We start from the raw sequence: 17,853 nt of genomic DNA, 5'->3' as shown, positions 1-17,853 counted from the left end.
GACTAGCAATGGCACAGAAACTCCAAGCGATCAAAGGCATGAACGATGTATTGCCGGCCGAATCGCACCAGTGGGAATACTTTGAAGGCGTATTGCGCCAACTGCTTGCCGATTACGGCTACCAGAATATCCGCACCCCGATCGTCGAAACCACGCCGCTGTTCGTGCGCTCGATCGGCGAGGTCACCGACATTGTCGAGAAGGAGATGTACAGCTTCGTCGACAGCTTGAACGGCGACAGCCTGACGCTGCGCCCGGAGGGCACTGCTGGCACGCTGCGCGCGGTGGTCGAGCACAACCTGCTCTACAACGCCACGCAGAAGGTCTGGTACATGGGCCCGATGTTCCGCCACGAGCGCCCGCAGAAGGGACGCTACCGCCAGTTCCACCAAGTCGGCATCGAGGCACTGGGCTTTGCTGGCCCGGACGTGGACGCGGAAATCATCCTGATGACCGCCGATCTGTGGAAGCGCCTGGGCATCGACCAGTACGTGCGCCTCGAGATCAACTCGCTGGGAAACAAGGAAGAGCGTGCCGCGCATCGCGAGGCGCTGATCAAGCACCTGGAGGCCAACGTCGACATCCTCGACGAAGACGGCAAGCGCCGCATGTACAGCAACCCGCTGCGCGTGCTCGACACCAAGAACCCGGCGCTGCAGGAAATGGCCGACAGTGCGCCTCGTCTGTACGACTACCTGGGCGAGGAGTCGCGCGCCCACTACGAGGGCTGGAAGGCGATGATCGCGGCCCTCGGCATCGAGTTCGTGGAAAACCCACGTCTGGTGCGCGGCCTCGACTACTACAACCAGTCGGTGTTCGAGTGGGTGACCACCGAACTGGGCGCCCAGGGCACCGTCTGCGCCGGCGGCCGCTACGACGGTCTGATCGAGCAGCTCGGCGGCAAGCCCGCGCCGGGCATCGGCTTCGGGATGGGCATGGAGCGCGTGCTGCTGTTGCTGCAGGAAAAGAACCTGCTGCCGGCGCAGCGCAGCGTCGACGTCTATCTGCTGCAGCAGGGCGAGGGCGCACCGCTGTACGCCATGCAGCTTGCCAAGCAACTGCGCGATGGCGGCTACTCGGTGATCCAGCACCTGGGCGAAGGCAGTTTCAAGTCGCAGATGAAGAAGGCCGACGGCAGCGGCGCACGCTACGCCGTGATCGTCGGCGAGAACGAGATCGCGTCGGGCCAAGCGGTGCTCAAGCCGCTGCGTGGCGACGTCGCGCAGCAAACCGTCGCGCTGGACGCGCTGGTCGCGACGCTCGGCGGCCTCGATGGCCAAGGGGAATAAGGCATGGCTTTCGATTTGCAGGAACAGGAACAGATCGACGAACTGAAGGCGTTCTGGAACGACTGGGGCAAGTGGATCGCCGGTGTCGTGCTGGCCGCAGCGCTGGGTTATTCGGGCTTCGTGGGCTGGAAATACTATCAGCGGACCCAAGCGGAAAAGGCTGAGGCGCTGTACAGTCAGCTCGAGCAGGCCGCCCAGCAGGGCGACTTGGCGAAGCTGAAGCCGGTGCAGGCGGCGCTCGTCGCCGACTACCCGTCGACCGCTTACGCCAGCCGCGGGGCGCTGCTGGCTGCCCGCGTGGCGTTCGACAAGAACGATTTGGCCACGGCCAAGACCCAGCTCAAATGGGTGATCGATACCAGCAAGGAACCGGCGGTGAAGGCGGTGGCGCAGCTGCGCTACGCCGGCGTGCTGCTGGATGAGAAACATTACGACGCAGCGATCGCCGAGCTGGAGCGCGAGCATGCCGCTTCGTTCGATGCACTGTTCCTCGATCTGAAGGGCGACATCTATCAGGCCAAGGGGGATGCCAAGGCAGCCCGTGAAGCGTATAAGACGGCGCTGGCGAAGCTGATCGGCGACTCGCCGAACCGCCAGCTGATCCAGACCAAACTCGATGCGCTGGGGGCCTGATATGCGAATGAAACTGCTTGCTACGGCTGTACTTTCGACCGTCCTGCTCGGCGGTTGCGCCAGCTGGTTCGGTGGAGAACAGGCGAACCAGCCGACACCGCTGCATGCCATCAAGGCCGAGCAGAAGTTGGCGATCAAGTGGAGCGAGGACATCGGCGATACCAGCCGTGGCGGCTTCACCCCGCTGTACCGCAACGGCAATGTGATCGTTGCCAACTCGGAGGGCTCCATCCGTGTGCTCGATGCGACCAGCGGCCGCACCTTCTCGCGCTGGGACCTGAAAAAGACTGAGCTGACCGGTGGTGTTGCCGCCGACGACGGTTCGATCTATGTCGGCACCGGCGACGGCTCGCTCTTGGCGATTGACCGCAGCAACGGCAAGGCACGCTGGCGCCAGTCGCTGACCAGCATTGCGCTTGAGGCGCCGGTATTGGTCGGCCAAGTGCTGGTGGTGCACACCAACGACGGCCGCCTGACCGGCTTCGATGTGCAGGATGGCAAGCAACTGTGGTCGGTGTCCCGTTCGTTGCCCCAGCTGATCGTTCGCAACACCGCGTCGCTGAGCGCGGTCGGCAACGAGGCGCTGCTGTCTGGCCAAGCCGGTGGTCGTCTGCAGGCGCTGCGCCCGAGCAATGGCGATGTGCTGTGGGACGTGGCCGTGGCCAACCCACGCGGCGCGTCCGAGCTCGAGCGTGTCACCGACGTGGTCAGCCGGCCGGTGTTCGATCATGGCCAGATCTGTGCTGCGGCCTACCAGGGGCGCGTCGCCTGCTTCGACGCCCGCTCCGGCAACCTGATGTGGGCGCGCGAGTTGTCGTCGAGCCAAGGACTGGCGGTGGATGAGCAGCGTCTCTATGCCACTGCCGACGACGGTTCGGTGTGGGCGTTTGACCGGGGCACCGGCCGCAACCTGTGGAAGCTGGATGACCTGAAATACCGCAACGTCTCCGGTCCGGCGCTGATCGGTGGCAACGTGCTGGTGGTTGACGGTGAAGGTTACGCCCACCTGATCAACGCTGGCGATGGTCGCCTGGTCGGCCGCCATAAGGTCGGCACCGACGCGCTGACCGCTCAACCTGTTTCGCTTGGCGACACGGTGCTGCTGCAGGGCAGCAGTGGACGTCTGGCACTCGTTTCTTTGGGATAAGTTGCAGTAATGAAACCCACTATTGCCTTGGTCGGTCGACCGAACGTTGGTAAGTCGACCCTCTTCAACCGCCTGACCCGCAGCCGTGATGCACTGGTGGCGGATCAACCCGGCCTGACCCGTGATCGCCACTACGGTCACGGCCGGGTCGGCAGCAAGCCGTACCTGGTGGTCGACACCGGCGGTTTCGAGCCGGTGGTCGACGAGGGCATCCTGTTCGAGATGGCCAAGCAGACGCTGCAGGCGGTCGACGAGGCGGACGCGATCGTCTTCCTGGTCGACGGTCGCAACGGCGTCACCCCGCAGGACAAAATCATCGCCAATCGGCTGCGCCAGAGCGGCCGCCCGGTATTCCTCGCGGTCAACAAGGCCGAAGGCATGAACCGGGCGATCGCCGCCGCCGAGTTCTACGAGCTGGGCTTGGGCGACCCGCTGGCAATCTCCGCCGCACATGGTGACGGGGTGCGCGATCTGGTCGAGCTGGTGCTCGAGCCGTTCCCGGACGAAGTCGCCGAGGAAAAGGTCAAGCATCCGAAGTTCGCAGTGATCGGTCGGCCGAACGTCGGCAAGTCGACGCTGGTCAACGCCATTCTCGGCGAAGAGCGGGTGATCGCTTTCGACCATCCTGGCACCACCCGTGACAGCATCTACATCGACTTCGAGCGAGAGGGACATCCGTACACCATCATTGACACAGCCGGCGTACGCCGACGTGCCAAGGTCGATGAGGCGATCGAGAAGTTCTCGGTAGTGAAGACCATGCAGGCGATCGAGGACGCCAACGTCGCCGTGCTGGTGCTCGACGCGCAGCAAGACATCGCCGATCAGGACGCGACCATTGCCGGTTTCGCGCTGGAGGCGGGACGCGCACTGGTCGTGGCGGTCAACAAGTGGGACAATCTGGATCAGGAACAGAAAGACAAGGTCAAGCGCGACATCGCGCGCAAGCTAGGCTTTCTGGAGTTCGCGAAGTTCCATCAGATCTCGGCGCTGCAGGGCCGTGGGGTGGCCGATTTGTTCAAGTCGATCGACGAAGCCTACGAAGCCGCGATGGCGAAGCTGGCTACGCCGAAGCTGACCAGGGTGCTGGAGATGGCGGTCGAGCGTCAGGCGCCTCCGCGCAATGGGTTGATGCGACCGAAGTTGCGCTATGCGCACCAGGGCGGCATGAACCCGCCGATCATCGTGATCCACGGCAACTCGCTGAGCGCGATCCCGGACAGTTATACCCGGTATCTGGAACATACCTTCCGCAAAGCGTTCAAATTGCAAGGCACGCCGTTGCGTGTGCAGTACAAGACCAGCGAAAACCCGTTCCATCAGGAACGGAATCCGCGTCCGGGCGACCGCCCGGGAGCGCGGCGCGGCAAAAAATAGTCCGGCAACTTTTTTTCTGCTACAACTAAGCGAGCAGGCCGGTCGGTAACAATTTTTATTAAAAATCACCTAGTCGGAGATTAACGAATGAGTTCCAAAGGGCAAATGTTACAAGACCCGTTTCTGAACACGCTGCGCAAAGAACATGTGCCGGTGTCGATTTATCTGGTGAACGGCATCAAGCTGCAGGGGCAGATCGAATCGTTCGACCAGTACGTGGTTCTGCTGAAGAACACCGTCACCCAAATGGTTTACAAGCACGCGATCTCTACCGTCGTGCCCGCCCGCCCGGTCAGCATCCCGCATGACCACGGCGTGCAGAAGCCGGAACAGCAAGACGCCTGATTCTGCGTCTAACCGGCTGATGTCCGTGAAACAGTAGTTTCGCGGACATCAGCCGTCCTTTTTTCTCAGCTCGGTTCTTTCAGGTGTTTGATCGTCCTGACATAGGTGATAAGGCCGTCTTGGTCTGCCTCGACTTCGGTGAGCCGGACTTTCGCGACGGCGTCGATGAGTGCGCCGACCTAGTCCGCAGTGCCGGCGTCGATGTGACAGACATCGTCGAGGGCAAGCGCAGTCGACCCGATCCGGCGCTGTTTGCCGGCAAGGGCAAGGTCGAAGAGGTCGCCGCTGCGGTGCGCGCCGGTTCGGCCAACGTGGTGGTGTTCAACCATGCGCTGTCACCGGCGCAGGAACGCAACCTCGAACGCGCGCTGCAATGTCGGGTGATCGACCGGCGCAGCCTGATCCTCGACATCTTCGCGCAGCGGGCGCGCAGCCACGAGGGTAAGCTGCAGGTCGAGCTGGCGCAGCTGTCGCATCTGGCGACCCGTTTGGTGCGCGGCTGGACCCACCTGGAGCGGCAGAAGGGCGGTATCGGTCTGCGCGGCCCGGGTGAAACTCAGCTGGAAACCGACCGTCGCTTGCTGGGCAAGCGCGTCAAGATGCTGAAGGATCGGCTGGCAACGGTGCAGAAGCAGCGCAATACCCAGCGCCGCGGCCGCAGCCGCTCCGGCCTGCTGTCGGTGTCTATCGTCGGCTACACCAACGCCGGCAAGTCGACCTTGTTCAACAGTCTGACCAAGGCGCGCGCCTATGCTGCCGACCAGCTGTTCGCCACGCTCGATACCACCAGCCGCAAGCTCTACCTGAACGAGTCCGTGTCGGTGGTGCTATCGGACACCGTGGGTTTCATCCGCGATTTGCCGCATACCCTAGTGGCGGCGTTCCGCGCGACGCTCGAGGAGACCGTGCAGGCCGACCTGTTGCTGCACGTGGTCGATTCGGCCAACCCGGCACGAGATCGTCAGATCGAAGAGGTGAATCTGGTGCTCGGCGAGATCGGTGCGCAGGACATCCCGCAGCTGTTGGTCTGGAACAAGACCGACCTGAAGGGGCTACCGCCGGCGATCGAGCGCGATGTCAATGGCGTTGCGATTGGAGTGCGAGTTTCCGCTCTGACTGGCGAGGGGCTGGAACTCTTGCGAGAAGCATTGGCCGAACGTGCGCAGGCCCTCCAATCCGACTATCTGAAAGAAGAAAACAACAACAATGTCGCAGTATGACCCGAAGAGGGGACGCCGGAACAATGACGGACCGCCGGACCTCGATGAGTTGTTTCGCCGCCTGAATCAGAAACTGGCGCGCCTCTTGGGCGCGAAGCCGGTGGGTGGCGGCACCCCCGAACCCGACAGCAAGCTCGCCCTTAAGGGCGGAGCACTTACCATCGTCGGCGTGCTGGCCGCCATCTGGCTCGCTAGCGGCCTCTACGTGGTCGATGCGCGCGAGGAAGGCGTGGTGCTGCGCATGGGCAGCTATAACCGCACTACCGAGTCCGGGCTGCAGTGGCACATCCCTTACCCGTTCGAAAAGGTTGAGATCGTCAATCTGACCGAGGTGCGCAGCATCGAGGTCGGCTATCGCAGCAACGCCAAGAACCGGGTACCGGAAGAGTCGCTGATGCTGACCCAGGATCAGAACATCATCGACGTCCAGATGTCGGTGCAATACGACGTTACCGATCCGAAGGCCTTTCTGTTCAACAACGCGGCCAACGACCGCGACGCCAAAGACATCGTCAAGCAGGTCGCCGAGACGTCGATCCGCGAAGAAGTGGGCCGTAACAAGGTCGATTTCGTGCTCAACGAAGGGCGCGCCCAGCTCGCCGCCAATACCCAGAAGCTGATGCAGACCATCCTCGATCGCTACGGAATGGGGGTGCGCATCGCCAAGGTCAACATCAACGACGTGCAGCCGCCGGAGCCGGTGCTCGCTGCTTTCGACGATGCGATCAAGGCCGGTCAGGACAAGGACAAGCTGCGCAACGAGGGCCTGGCGTACGCCAACGAGGTAGTGCCGAAGGCCAAAGGCTTGGCTGCGCGCCTGCTGCAAGAGGCGGAAGGCTACAAGCAGAAGGTGGTGGACAACGCCGAAGGCGATGCGTCGCGCTTCAAACAAGTGTTGCCCGAATACAACAAAGCGCCGAAGGTCACCCGCGACCGGCTCTACTACGACATGATGCAACAGATCATGAGCAACACCACCAAGGTCGTGGTCGATCAGAAGGGGGGCAACAACCTGCTGTATCTGCCGCTGGACAAGCTGATCCAGGCGACTAACCCGGGCACCACCTTGTCGACGGCACCGGCTGCTGCATCGGCTCCGGCCGCTCCGGCTGCACAGGCCGAGACGGCGCCGTCCGGGGCGAGCGCGCCATCGACCTCGTCCAGTTCCGTTCGCGGAGGCGGCCGTGAGGTCACCCGCGGTCGCGACTTCGGGGGGCAGTGAGCATGGAAAGACTGATCCCCACCCTGGTCGCTATCATGGGCGCCGTGCTGATCGCTAGCCTGTCGCTGTTTACCGTCGACCAGCGCCAGTTCGCGATCGTGTTCCAGTTCGGTGAAGTGGTCGATGTGATCAAGCAGCCGGGCATCCACTTTAAGGTGCCGCTGCTGCAGAACGTGCGCTACTTCGATCGACGCATCCAGACCATCGATACCGAAGCGCCGGAACTGTTCAATACCCGCGAGAAGAAGAACGTGCTGGTCGACAGCTACGTGAAATGGCGCGTGATCAACGTCGAGCAGTTCTACAAGAGTGTCGGCGGCAACGAGACGGCAGCGGTGTCGCGCCTGCGCCAGACCATCAACGACGGCCTGCGTGCCGAGTTCGGCCAGAAGACCGTCGCTGACGTCATTTCCGGCCAGCGCGACCTGGTGATGGACGTGGTGCGCAAGCGTGCCGATATCGATGCGCGCAAGATCGGCGTGGAAATTCTCGATGTCCGCTTAAAGCGCGTCGATTTTCCGGATAAAATTAGCTCTTCGGTGTACGACCGCATGCAGTCCGAGCGGCGTACCGTCGCCAGTCAGCTGCGCAGCGAAGGTGCTGCGGATGCTGAGCAGATTCGTGCCGATGCCGACCGCCAGCGCGAGGTGCTCCTCGCCGAGGCGTATAAGCAGGCGCAGCAACTGAAGGGCGAGGGCGATGCCAAGGCGGCGCAGATCTATGCCGACGCCTACGGCAAGAGCCCGGAGTTCTACGCCTTCTGGCGCAGCATGGAAGCGTACAAGCAGTCCTTCAAGAACAAGAGTGACGTGCTCGTGCTTGAACCCAACTCGGAGTTCTTCAAATACTTCAAGAACCCGCAGGCAGGTGCAGGCAAGGGTAAATAACAATCCGACATGAAAGCGCTGGCCGGGCTCTCCGGCCAGTTTGCCGATGACAAGGCGGGAGCCTCTCCCGCCTTTAGCTTGTGTGGCAATTGAAAATGCGTAATTGGCTGTTACCCGAACATATCGCCGACATACTGCCGGCCACTGCACGCCAGGTAGAAACCGCTAAGGCTGCGATGCTGGAGCTGTTTCGCACCGGCGGTTACGAACTGGTGTCTCCGCCGATGCTGGAGTACATCGACTCGCTGATGGCCGAGAGCGATCCCGGCCTGGCGCTGAAGACCTTCCGCGTAGTCGACCAGCTGTCCGGTCGTCAGCTCGGCGTGCGCGCCGACATTACTCCGCAGGTAGCGCGCATCGACGCCCACTTGCTAGCTGAACGCACCGGCGTAACCCGGTTGTGCTACGCCGGTAGCGTGCTGCATGCCCGGCCTAATGGCCTGATGAGCTCGCGCGAGCCGCTGCAGATCGGGGCCGAGCTGTATGGCTATGCCGGTACCGAAGCCGACCTGGAAATCGTCGAGCTGATGCTCGCGTCGTTGCGCTTGGTTAAGGTCGACGGGGTGCGCCTCGATTTGGGCCATATCGCAATCTTCCGCGGCCTTGCCAGCGCCTCGGGGCTGTCTGCTCAGGCGTCGCGTGAACTGCTTGATGTGTTGCAAACAAAAGATGTCGCGACGATCCGCGAACTGGTGGCGGATGTGGCTGAGCCATTCCGCAGCGCCTTCTTGGTGCTGCCGGAGCTGTACGGCCGTGGCGAGGTGCTCGACAAGGCACGCACCAAGTTGCCGTCGCTGCCGGAAATCGAGCTGGGCCTGATGCAGCTTGCCGCAGTGGGCCGTGCGCTGGGTGATTCGGTCGACGTCAGCTATGACTTGGCAGAACTGCGTGGCGACAGCTACCACACCGGCCTGATGTTCGCCGCATACGCGCCAGGCTGGTCGGAGTCGATCGCCCGCGGCGGCCGTTACGACAACGTCGGTCGCAGCTTCGGTCGCGGTCGTCCGGCCACCGGCTTCAGTTTCGACCTGCGCGACTTGATCCGCATCCTGCCGCAGCGCCACCATGAACAGGCAATCCGCGTCGCCGCCCGGCTGCTGCCGGACGCGCGCGCCGAAGTCGACGCACTGCGTCGCCGTGGCGAAGTGGTGATCATCGACTACCTGGGCGAATCCGCCCAAGCCCTCAACTGCGACCGCGAACTGGTGCGCGCCGCCGAGGGTTGGCAGGTGGTTTCGTTCAACTGATTTGAATTCTGACGCAAGAGGTTTGACCAAAATGTCCAAGAACGTTGTCGTGATCGGTACCCAGTGGGGTGATGAAGGCAAAGGCAAGATCGTTGACTGGCTGACCGATCACGCCAAGGGCGTGGTGCGCTTCCAAGGTGGCCACAATGCGGGCCATACCCTGGTGGTCGGTGGCAAGAAGACCGTTCTGCACCTGATCCCGTCGGGCATCCTGCGTGAAGGCGTAGACTGCTTCATCGGTAGCGGTGTAGTGCTGTCGCCGGAAGCGCTGCTCAAGGAAATCGACGAACTGGAAGCGGCCGGCATCGATGTGGCCAGCCGTCTGATGGTCGCCGAGACCTGCCCGCTAATCCTGCCGTACCACGTTGCGCTTGACCAGGCGCGCGAGGCGGCCAAAGGCGCCAGCAAGATCGGCACCACCGGTCGCGGCATCGGCCCGGCCTACGAGGATAAGATCGCCCGCCGCGCACTGCGTGTGATCGATCTGTTCGATCGCGAGCGCTTCGCCACCAAGCTGCAGGAAAACCTCGCGCTGTACAACTTCCAGCTGACCGAGTTCTTCAAGGTCGCTCCGGTCGAGTTCGACGCGGTGTTCGATGCCGCCATGAAGATGGCCGAACGCATCAAGCCGATGGTCGGCGACGTGTCGCGCACCCTGTACGAAATGAACAAGCGTGGCGAGAAGCTGCTGTTCGAAGGCGCGCAGGGCACCCTGCTCGACATCGATCACGGTACCTACCCGTACGTGACCTCGTCCAACTGCGTGGCCGGCGCGGCAGCCCCTGGCGCCGGTGTAGCCCCGCAGATGCTCAACTACGTGCTGGGCATCGTGAAGGCCTACACCACCCGCGTGGGTTCCGGCCCGTTCCCGACCGAGCTGTTCGATGAGGTCGGCGCAGGCCTCGGCGAGCGCGGCAGCGAGTTCGGCGCAACTACCGGCCGTGCCCGCCGCTGTGGCTGGTTCGATGCCGCCGCCCTCAAGCGCTCGATCCAGATCAACGGCGTGTCCGGCATGTGCATCACCAAGCTCGACGTGATGGACGGCATGGACGAGATCAAGCTGTGCGTCGGCTACAAGCTGAACGGCGAAACCGTCGACATCCTGCCGTTCGGCTCCGAAGCCGTCGCAGGTTGCGAGCCGGTGTACGAAACCATGCCGGGCTGGACCGACAGCACCTTCAGCGTGAAGCGTTACGAAGACCTTCCGGCCGCTGCCAAGGCATACCTGAAGCGCATCGAGGAAATCTGCGAAGCGCCGGTGGACATGATCTCGACCGGTCCGGACCGCGAAGAGACCATCGTGCTGCGTCATCCGTTCGGCGGCTGATTGCCAAGACTTGCAAGATGAACAACGGGCGTCCCTAGGGGCGCCCGTTTTGTTGGCGCTGCTCGCAAGATCGCGAGCAGGTTCTCGGCGTGTCAGCTGGCGCGGTAACCCACCGTTTGGCCAACCTTGGCCGCGGCTTTGCCGGCAGCTGGTAACCGTCGTTCAGTGTCTTCAGGAAGGCGAGCATATCGTCGATGTCGCGTGCATTGAATGCCGGTTTGTCGCCAGAGGGTCGGCCGAACGGCGCTTCCCTATTGACGTTCTGTTGGTACCGCGCCGGCAAGTCGTCGAACTTGGCCACCTTGCCATCGGCGCCGTGCGGATACCAGCGCTGCGGACTGGTGTCTCGTTCCGCATAGAATTCCAGTACCTCGCGCAGACTGTGGAACACCCCGTTATGGAAGAAGCTGTGCCTCGTTGCGACGTTGCGCAGCGACGGGGTCCGGAACAGTCCGCAGTATTCCTGCCTGTCCCTCAGGTCGGTCCTCAGAGGGCCACACAGTCCCAGATCATTGTAGCTGGGGTCGACGTTGACGGACAGCCGGCGGTTGCGTGGCACGCCCAGCGCAATGTGGCCGAAATCGCTGAATGCCGGAAATGCCCCCTCGCTGCTGACCGTGCTGATGTGGCAAGAGGCGCAGTTGCCTTTGTTCGGATCGTTGAATACCGCCAGGCCGCGCACCTCCCGGCGGCTGAGTTTTACCTGGCCACGCAGGTAGGCGTCGTACTTGCTGCTGTACGGGTAGAACTCGGACGGCGTCTCCTGGAACACCTCCAGTGCCATCAATGCTTTGGCGAACGCACGGTTGCTATTGGCGAACACATCGTCACCGAAGGCCCGTCGGAATTCTGCCGCATATGGTGCCCGTTTCAGCTTGGCGACCACGTCGGCGGGCGAACGGTTGCCCATCTCGTTTGGTGCCAGCAGCGGGATGCGCGCCTGCTCGTGGGCAGAACTCGCGCGGCCGTCCCAGGTACGTCCGCCGGTCGGGCCGGCATCGGCGCTGTCATCGCCATCGCTGTCGTGAAAGTGCTCGGAGAACGGCGGGACATTTTGCAGATAGCGTAGTGAAGGCACCGCGCGGCCACCTTCCGTTTGGCCGCCGATAGCGCCCAGTCCGACGTCCAGATCGTTCGGCGGGCCGTAGGCATGAGCAGGGCTATGGCAGCTGGCGCAGGCGAGCTGCCCCGAACCAGACAGCGAACGATCGAAGAACAACTGGCGGCCCAGCGCCGACAATTCGGCGATCGATGGATGCTTGCCGTCTGGTGCATACGCCGCATTTTGATAGGCGGGGTCCTTGACCTGCGTCGCTGCTTGCAAACCGGCCACCTTGTCGCTGCAGCCGGCGACCAGTAGCAAACTCAGTGTCAGCAGTGCGGGTACTGGACGGAGCGATCCGGTCGAAAAGGGGGGCTTGGACAGCATGGTAGGATCCTGCGCTATCTAGAGAGTGGCGCGCAGTCTAGTCGCGGAGAGTGACCGACTGATGACTAATATGGTAAATGGCGACATTGAAATACCGTTTGTCATGGGCTGCGCATAGCTACGTAACATCATATCAACATAATGCGCACAGTTTTCTCCTCATGGATTTCATGATGAAGCGCACATTCTGTTTGTTACCGCTCACGGTCGTCTTGCTGGTGCTGAGTGGCTGTTCCAGCAGCGATTCGGCTAACTCCGCGATCGGCCCGACCACCAGCGGCGTGGTCACGGGGAGCTACTTCCGTCACGCCAAGGTCTGCCTCGACGTGAACAACAACGGTCGCTGCGACGCCAATGAGTCTAGCGCCTACACCGATAGCAATGGTGCCTATACGCTGACGGGACAGGGACCGATTGCGGCCGAGATCGGGACCGATGCGACCCGTTACGACCCAGACAAGAAAACCGAGACCAAGGTCAGCACCCCGCTGGTATTCCGTGCTCCAGCCGGGGCCGGTCAGGTAGTCAGCGCACTGTCGACCGAACTGGTCGCGCTGATGGGCGTCAATGGTGGTGATCTCGCCGCCGCCAAGGCCGCCCTGGCGCAGCGCCTGGGGGTGCCCGCCGAAAAGCTGCTGTCAGATCACAACAAGGAAAGCGACCCGAAGATCAAGGCTGCGCTACAGGGCGAGATCGACCAGGCGATTGGCCGCATCGCCGATGCGGTGGCCGCTGCCGGCAAGGATGGCGATATCGGCAAGGCGCTGGGCAACCGCTTGGCGCTCGACCAGATCCAGAACATCGTAGTGATCTATGCCGAAAACCGCGGTTTCGACACTCTGTTCGGCTTGTTCCCGGGCGCGAACGGCATTCCGGGAGTCAATGTAAGCTCGACTGGTGGCTATGTGCCGCAGAAGGACTTCGATGGCTCGACACTGCCGAGCTTGCCGCCGGCTTGGGGCGGACTCACCGCCGCCGGACAGAGCGTCACACTGACTCAGGCACAGACCACCGGCTTCTCTAACAAGCCGTTTCAGATCGACAATCCGAATGGCCTGAATGGCACCGGTGTCGTGGTAGGGCAGAGCATCACCACCCGCGATTTGGTTCACCGCTTTTATAACCACCAAATGCAGATCAATGGCGGCAAGAACGACATGTTCGCCGCGTACTCGGACGCCGGTGGTCTGTCGATGGGGTACTACGACGGCAGCAAGATGCAGATATGGAGGATCGCCCAGCAGTACACCCTGGCCGATAACTTCTTCATGGGCGCGTTCGGTGGCTCCTTCCTCAACCACCAGTACCTGATCTGCGCCTGTGCACCGACCTACCCAAACGCCGATGCGGCCAGCTCTCCGGCCAAGAACAGCATTTCGGCGATCGATACCGATGCCAATGGCAATTTCGTACGGCTTACTCCGGCATCTACCTCGCCGACTTCTGTGCTGGGCGGCAAAGCCGTTTATCTGAACGATAGCACGCTGACGCCGAAGGATGCCTCGGGGATGTTCTACGCTGTCAACACCATGCAGCCGGCCTACCAGCCTAGCGGCAATGCTCCTGCCGGCAGCGACAGCGGCGGGCGGTATGCCGACCCGAGCAAAGCCACGACGCTGCCGCCGCAGACGCAGGCGACCATCGGTGATCTGCTGTCGGCCAAAGGCATCAGCTGGGCCTGGTATGCTGGCGCGTGGAATGCGGTGAGCCAGAGCCGGACGGGAATCTACAACGGTTCCCAGCCCAACTTCCAGGCGCACCACCAGCCGTTCAACTACTATGCCAATTTCGATCCGGCAACCCATGCCGCCGACCGCGCGGCACACTTGAAGGACTTCGACAGCCAGTTCCTGCAAGACGCAGCAGCGGGCAAGCTACCGGCGGTGGCTTTCTACAAGCCGCAAGGCAACCTCAACCAACATCCAGGCTATGCCAACGTATTCGATGGTGACACGCACATCGCCGGCGTGATCTCCCAGCTTCAGGCCAGCACGCAATGGAAAAACATGCTGATCGTAGTCACCTATGACGAGAACGGTGGTTTCTGGGACCATGCCGCTGTCCCTAAGGGGGACCGCTGGGGGCCAGGTACCCGCATCCCGGCGATCATCATTTCACCGTTCGCGAAGAAGGGCTTCATTGACAAGACCCAGTACGATACTGCGTCGATCCTGCGCCTCATCACGCATCGCTACTCCTTGCCTGTATTGCCCGGCCTAGCGCAGCGCGATGCGGCACTGCTGGCCAACGGCTTCAAGCCTATGGGCGACCTGAGCGCGGCGCTGGATTTCTCGCAGAAGAAATAAGGGGATTCGGCCAACGTAGGCTTGGCGATCACGGAGGGGCGGCTGTGGCCGTCCCTTTTTCATTGGGAGTGCGAAGGTGGGATGGAAAAAGAAAAAGCGCAGCATAAAATGCTGCGCTTTTTCAGTATGGTGCCCAGGAGAAGACTCGAACTTCCACAGTGTTGCCACCGCTAGGACCTGAACCTAGTGCGTCTACCAATTCCGCCACCTGGGCTAAAACCTATACATCGGTACTGCCAGCCGTTTTAGATAAAACGGCCTTCAAGAATCTTTGGTGCCCAGGAGAAGACTCGAACTTCCACAGTGTTGCCACCGCTAGGACCTGAACCTAGTGCGTCTACCAATTCCGCCACCTGGGCACGACCAAATTTTCAATGTTGCTGCTAGCAAGCTTACTCTAATTTATAGAGTGGTGCCCAGAAGAAGACTCGAACTTCCACAGTGTTGCCACCGCTAGGACCTGAACCTAGTGCGTCTACCAATTCCGCCACCTGGGCGCTGCTTTGCTGTATCATTTCCGACACAACGCATCAACGAGTTGCGAATTATATAGACCCGGACGAGGTTGTCAATGCCTAAAAAGCAGAAAGACTCAAAAAAAATGACCCTGCGTGAACTGGATCCTCATCTAGGGCGGGAAAAACTCAAATACGACAATCCCTTACCGAGTCGCGAGTACGTAATGACCTTGCTCGCCGAGCAGGGGGTACCGATGTATCCGGATGAACTGGCCGAACTATTGTCCATCCAGAAAGAGGAATTCCGTTATTTCGAACGCCGCCTGACCGCGATGGAGCGTGACGGCCAGGTCGTCATCAACCGCAAGGGCGCGGTTTGCGTCGCCGACAAGCTCGACCTGATCAAGTGCACCGTGCAGGGGCACCGCGACGGTTTCGGTTTCGCAATCCCTGAAGAAGGCGGCGACGACCTGTTCCTGTCCGAGCGCGAGATGCACAAGGTGCTGCACGGCGACCAGGTGCTGGTGCGCGTGATCGGTACCGATCGGCGTGGCCGCCGCGAAGGGCGCATCGTCGAAGTGCTCGAACGAGCGGTCAAACAGCTGGTTGGCCGTATCTATCAAGAGCGCGGCGTCTGGCTGGTAGTGGCTGAGGACCGCCGCATCAACCAGGACATTCTGATCGAACCAGGTGGGCAGGGAACGGCTCTGCACGCCCAGGTGGTGATGGTCGAGATCCTTACCCAGCCCGACGCCTATCGCCAGCCGATCGGCCGGGTGATCGAGGTGCTCGGCGCCTACGCCGACCCAGGTATGGAAATCGAGATTGCGTTGCGCAAGCATGTGCTGCCGTACCGCTTCAGCGACGCCGCAGTCGAACAGGCGAAGAAAACGCCGAAGAACGTGCGCAAGAAGGATCTGGAAGGCAAGGGGCGCGAAGACATCCGTGACCTGCCGCTGGTGACCATCGATGGCGAGACCTCGCGCGACTTCGACGACGCGGTGTACGCCGAACGCGTCGGCAATGACTTCCGTCTGGTGGTGGCGATTGCCGACGTCAGCCATTATGTGCAGCCAGCCGATGCGCTAGATGTCGATGCGCTCGACCGCGGCACCTCGGTGTACTTCCCGCGCCGGGTGATCCCGATGCTGCCCGAAGCACTTTCCAATGGCATCTGCTCGCTCAACCCCGAAGTCGAGCGGCTGTGCATGGTCTGCGACATGCAGATCTCGGTAGAAGGTGCGGTCACCGCCTACCGTTTCTACCCGGGAGTGATGCAATCGCGCGCGCGGCTTACCTACAATCAGGTATGGGACTGGGTGCAGAACGGCAGCGACCATCCGCAAAAGCCACAGATCGACGTGCTCTACAATTTGTTCAAGGTACTGCTTGCCGCGCGTGAAAAGCGGGGTGCGATCGACTTCGACACGATCGAAACGCAGATGCTGTTCAATGACGACGGCAAGATCGACCGCATCGTTCCGGTGGTGCGTAACGACGCCCACCGTCTGATCGAAGAATGCATGCTGGCCGCCAACGTTTGCTCGGCCGACTACCTGATCAAGCACAAGCATCCCTGCCTGTTCCGGGTGCACGAAGGACCGACACCAGAAAAGCTTGAGAACCTGCGCACCTTCCTTAGTCTGGCCGGCCTGACCCTGGAGGGTGGGGAAAAGCCGACAACCAAGGACTACGCCGCACTGAGCGAGCAGATCAAAGGCCGTCCCGATGCCGAAGCGTTGCAGACCATGTTGCTGCGGTCGATGCGCCAGGCAGTTTACGCCCCGGACAATATTGGTCACTTCGGCCTGTCCTACGAGGCGTACACCCACTTCACCTCGCCGATTCGCCGCTATCCCGATCTGCTGGTGCATCGTGCGATCAAGGCGGTATTGGCCGGGAGGCACTACAAGCCCGAGCAAAAGTGGTTGCAGTTGGGTGAACACTGCTCGGTGACGGAACGACGAGCGGATGATGCGAGCCGCGACGTCGAGGCTTGGTTGAAGACCTACTATATGCGCGACCGGGTCGGCGAAGTATTTACCGGAAAAGTCAGCGCGGTGACCAGCTTTGGCGTATTCGTGATGCTGGACGAGATTCATGCTGAAGGGCTGGTCCACATCTCCGAATTGGGTAAGGACTACTTTCACTACCGCCCCGAAGTGATGGCTATCGTCGGAGAGAAAAGTGGCGCCGAGTACCGCCTGGGTGATCGGTTGACCGTCAAGGTGGCTCGTGCCGATCTAGAGAGTTCCAAAGTGGACTTTGTTCTGGTGGAGCGGCCGGAGGTAGAGGCAACGGAGCTTGCTGATGGGGGGAAGGGCAAGCCGGCAAAGCGTAGTCGCAAGCGCAAGGCAAACGCAGCATAGTCCTATGAGTGCCTTTGTTTAGAGAGGGAGTCACAACCCTCGCGATCGCAGACATTGCCATTACAGAGCCAGGCCGAACGTCAGTTCGGCCTGGCTTTTGGTTTTTTGGGGTGATGCAGCGGGTTTAACGGTCGGAATTGGGGATGGAGCCAGGGTCAGAAAGGTCGCCATTGGCGGGCTAGCGACTGGTCGGGCTGTTTTTGTAAAACAGTTAATAATCATAATTTGTTTTTTATCAATGCCTTGGTTGTGGTTTTGCTCTGGTTTGCCGGTTTTTCGCCTTTTTTCAGCAAGCAGGTGTTGACGCCGCCGGGGTCGGGGCGTATAGTTCACCTCCTCTGCTGCTGACCCAGCAACGCCACGAAGCGACGCCGTCAGCAACAACCGCTCTTTAACAGCACGAACAACCGATAGGTGTGAGAGCCTGGATTGATCAGGAGCTCATGCCGCAAGATTAAGGAAATCGCATGGTTTCTTTGAGCTTGCAGCCAAGTACGAAATTAGCGAAAGATTGAACTGAAGAGTTTGATCCTGGCTCAGATTGAACGCTGGCGGAATGCTTTACACATGCAAGTCGAACGGCAGCACGGACTTCGG

14 protein-coding genes, 3 tRNA genes and 1 rRNA gene are annotated in these 17,853 nt (G+C 61.3%); 13 read left to right on the top strand and 5 right to left on the bottom strand.

Going from position 1 to position 17,853, the window contains the following annotated elements:
* The first annotated feature begins 8 nt into the window (after positions 1-8).
* The 10 genes from hisS (at position 9) to QU481_RS16285 (ending at position 10,694) form a co-directional block, all read left to right on the top strand.
* Positions 9-1,289 (top strand): histidine--tRNA ligase, encoded by a 1,281-nt coding sequence (gene hisS, locus QU481_RS16330; protein WP_289831094.1) that lies wholly within the window; start codon positions 9-11, stop codon positions 1,287-1,289.
* Positions 1,290-1,292: 3 nt separating this feature from the next.
* Positions 1,293-1,922 (top strand): YfgM family protein, encoded by a 630-nt coding sequence (locus tag QU481_RS16325; protein ID WP_289831093.1) that lies wholly within the window; start codon positions 1,293-1,295, stop codon positions 1,920-1,922.
* Positions 1,923-1,929: 7 nt separating this feature from the next.
* Complete coding sequence (bamB, locus tag QU481_RS16320) at positions 1,930-3,069, top strand: outer membrane protein assembly factor BamB (RefSeq protein WP_289831092.1); 1,140 nt, start codon at positions 1,930-1,932, stop codon at positions 3,067-3,069.
* Between the two features lie 9 nt (positions 3,070-3,078).
* Positions 3,079-4,446, top strand: a complete 1,368-nt coding sequence (gene der, locus QU481_RS16315) for a ribosome biogenesis GTPase Der (protein WP_289831091.1) — start codon at positions 3,079-3,081, stop codon at positions 4,444-4,446.
* An 87-nt stretch (positions 4,447-4,533) separates the two neighbouring features.
* On the top strand, positions 4,534-4,791 hold the full coding sequence (hfq, locus tag QU481_RS16310; RefSeq protein WP_289831090.1) for an RNA chaperone Hfq: 258 nt from the start codon (positions 4,534-4,536) through the stop codon (positions 4,789-4,791).
* 83 nt (positions 4,792-4,874) lie between these two features.
* Positions 4,875-6,011, top strand: a complete 1,137-nt coding sequence (gene hflX, locus QU481_RS16305) for a ribosome rescue GTPase HflX (protein ID WP_289831089.1) — start codon at positions 4,875-4,877, stop codon at positions 6,009-6,011.
* Entirely contained in the window at positions 5,998-7,233 is a 1,236-nt protein-coding gene (hflK, locus tag QU481_RS16300; RefSeq protein ID WP_289831088.1) for an FtsH protease activity modulator HflK, read from the top strand. The genes hflX and hflK overlap by 14 nt, the downstream gene beginning before the upstream one ends.
* Positions 7,234-7,235: 2 nt before the next feature.
* Positions 7,236-8,120: a protease modulator HflC gene (hflC, locus tag QU481_RS16295; RefSeq protein ID WP_289831087.1), complete on the top strand. Its 885-nt coding sequence runs from the start codon at positions 7,236-7,238 to the stop codon at positions 8,118-8,120.
* A gap of 95 nt (positions 8,121-8,215) precedes the next feature.
* On the top strand, positions 8,216-9,367 hold the full coding sequence (locus tag QU481_RS16290; RefSeq protein WP_289831086.1) for an ATP phosphoribosyltransferase regulatory subunit: 1,152 nt from the start codon (positions 8,216-8,218) through the stop codon (positions 9,365-9,367).
* Positions 9,368-9,398: 31 nt separating this feature from the next.
* Positions 9,399-10,694: an adenylosuccinate synthase gene (locus QU481_RS16285; protein ID WP_289831085.1), complete on the top strand. Its 1,296-nt coding sequence runs from the start codon at positions 9,399-9,401 to the stop codon at positions 10,692-10,694.
* Positions 10,695-10,728: 34 nt separating this feature from the next.
* On the opposite strand, the gene QU481_RS16280 is transcribed toward QU481_RS16285, so the two are convergent.
* Positions 10,729-12,123 (bottom strand): cytochrome-c peroxidase, encoded by a 1,395-nt coding sequence (locus QU481_RS16280; RefSeq protein WP_289831084.1) that lies wholly within the window; start codon positions 12,121-12,123, stop codon positions 10,729-10,731.
* A gap of 170 nt (positions 12,124-12,293) precedes the next feature.
* Here QU481_RS16280 and acpA point away from each other — a divergent pair, with 170 nt between their 5' ends.
* Entirely contained in the window at positions 12,294-14,429 is a 2,136-nt protein-coding gene (gene acpA / locus QU481_RS16275) for an acid phosphatase (protein WP_289831083.1), read from the top strand.
* A gap of 127 nt (positions 14,430-14,556) precedes the next feature.
* Here acpA and QU481_RS16270 read toward each other — a convergent pair.
* The 3 genes from QU481_RS16270 to QU481_RS16260 form a co-directional block, all read right to left on the bottom strand.
* Positions 14,557-14,643 (bottom strand) — tRNA-Leu (locus QU481_RS16270).
* A gap of 58 nt (positions 14,644-14,701) precedes the next feature.
* Positions 14,702-14,788, bottom strand: a tRNA-Leu gene (locus tag QU481_RS16265).
* Between the two features lie 51 nt (positions 14,789-14,839).
* Positions 14,840-14,926, bottom strand: a tRNA-Leu gene (locus tag QU481_RS16260).
* A gap of 74 nt (positions 14,927-15,000) precedes the next feature.
* Between QU481_RS16260 and rnr the strand changes: the two genes are divergently transcribed.
* Positions 15,001-17,256 carry a ribonuclease R gene (gene rnr, locus QU481_RS16255; RefSeq protein WP_435382744.1) on the top strand — a complete coding sequence of 752 codons (2,256 nt, stop codon included), beginning with the start codon at positions 15,001-15,003 and terminating at the stop codon, positions 17,254-17,256.
* 60 nt (positions 17,257-17,316) lie between these two features.
* Here the strand turns inward: rnr and QU481_RS16250 are convergent, their stop codons facing one another.
* Positions 17,317-17,589, bottom strand: coding sequence for a hypothetical protein (locus tag QU481_RS16250; protein ID WP_289831081.1), 273 nt, complete (start codon positions 17,587-17,589; stop codon positions 17,317-17,319).
* Between the two features lie 180 nt (positions 17,590-17,769).
* Between QU481_RS16250 and QU481_RS16245 the strand changes: the two genes are divergently transcribed.
* Positions 17,770-17,853, top strand: a 16S ribosomal RNA gene (locus tag QU481_RS16245); the annotation flags it as partial.

It is taken from the genome of Crenobacter oryzisoli (assembly GCF_030385785.1).
Taxonomy (GTDB): domain Bacteria; phylum Pseudomonadota; class Gammaproteobacteria; order Burkholderiales; family Chromobacteriaceae; genus Crenobacter_A; species Crenobacter_A oryzisoli.
The sequence above is the reverse complement of the archived record's forward strand: the minus strand, read 5'-3'. Positions and strand labels throughout refer to the sequence as shown.